We start from the raw sequence: 1,686 nt of genomic DNA, 5'->3' as shown, positions 1-1,686 counted from the left end.
ATATTCTAGAGGGGCAAAGTGTCGCGATTGTTGGTACGTCAGGTGCGGGTAAATCGACTTTGATGACATTGCTGGCAGGGCTTGATGTTCCGACAAAGGGTGAAATTACGTTGCTTGAAAAACCATTGTCCCAGCTAGACGATGAACAAAGAGCTGCTATACGTAGTGAATCGGTTGGGTTTGTTTTTCAAAGCTTCCTTCTTATCCCTAGCCTGACAGCATTACAAAACGTCACTTTACCTTGTTTGCTAAAAGGCGAAAGCGAAGATGTAAATCGCGCCCGAGCATTGCTTGAATCTGTAGGCTTAAAAGAACGAGTGGATCACTTACCTTCACAACTATCAGGTGGTGAACAACAACGTGTAGCCCTCGCTCGTGCTTTTATGATCAAACCGAAAATTCTATTTGCTGATGAACCAACGGGTAATCTTGACCAACAAACGGCCGCTAAGATCATTGAATTACTGTTTGAACTGAACACTCAACATGGCACAACATTAGTACTCGTTACACATGATTCTAAATTGGCCGCACGTTGTGAAAGAACGCTAACAATGCAGTCTGGTCATTTGGAGGAGTCATAACGTGTCATCTTCCAAATCAATCAACTCTAATGCATTGAACAAACGATTGTTCTCTTGGAGCATTGAAGAAATCCGACATGGCCAACTTTGGCCAGTATCAATAGCTCTGACCTTAATTATCGCCTGTGTTTTCGCACTGTCCGCGTTAGCAGAGCGTATGGAGCAGGTCATCGTTAAGCAGGGGAAAGATGCGCTTACTGCTGATAGTGTCTTTATTTCGGCAAACCCATTACCTGAAACACTATTGGGGTTGTCTAACAACGCGAACTTAGGCCAATCGCAGTTAACTCGCTTCACTACCATGGCATTTAGCGATAGTAGTATGCAATTGATAACAGTGAAGGCTGTAGACAGTGCTTATCCTCTTTTGGGTGATATGGTCTTATCCAGCGCTAATGAAAGTGTCGACCAGGTATCTGAAGGTGAACTTTGGTTAGATGAACGTATCTTTGCACAACTGGATGTTAATATCGGTGACAATGTCACAATAGGTGATGCCGATTTCACTATTTCAGGACGTATCAGTCAGGAACCTGGCCTAAGTTTTAACCCGTTCCAACAAATGCCAGCAGCGCTGATCCATAGTAGTGATATAGATAAGACAGGTGCTATCCAGCTTGGAAGTCGTGTTCAATTCAGACTATTTTTGACTGGCGACAGCCGTGAAATTCAATCGGTCAAAGATAAAGTTGAGTTAACGCCTAGTGACAGATGGCGAGATCAAGACTCCGCAAGTCGAACAAACGATATGTTTGAACGTACAACTCAATACCTTTCTTTAACCGTAGCTATTGTCGTGATCATGGCAGCAACGACATTGGTCCTTACGTGTCAGCATTATGTGGCTAGCCGTAGAAAAACAATCGCAATGTTGAAAAGCTTAGGAGCCAGCAAGCGATGGATAACGCGCTGGTTGTCAGTTCAAGTACTACTTCTTGTCGCTATTGCCGCTGTATTTGGAGTGGCGATAGGTATTGGCTTAGAAGTCTTACTGAGAATCCCATTAGGGGAGTTATTACCAACGCCGTTACCTTCATACGGTGTACAACCAGTGCTAATGGCTATTTTATCTAGCCTATTGATTGGTATTCCTGCATTAGGC

Annotated in this window: 2 protein-coding genes; both read left to right on the top strand. The window is 43.7% G+C overall.

The window, feature by feature from the left end; translation table 11 throughout:
• The coding region (locus L4C33_RS22085) for an ABC transporter ATP-binding protein (protein ID WP_428814527.1) at window positions 1-584 on the top strand (584 nt) is incomplete at its 5' end.
• A gap of 1 nt (window position 585) precedes the next feature.
• Window positions 586-1,686: ABC transporter permease (locus L4C33_RS22080; protein ID WP_428814526.1), on the top strand; the 1,101-nt coding region annotated here is incomplete at its 3' end.

This window comes from Vibrio makurazakiensis (genome assembly GCF_050337375.1).
Classification (GTDB): Bacteria; Pseudomonadota; Gammaproteobacteria; order Enterobacterales; family Vibrionaceae; genus Vibrio; species Vibrio makurazakiensis.
This window is presented reverse-complemented; position numbering and strand designations above follow the sequence as displayed.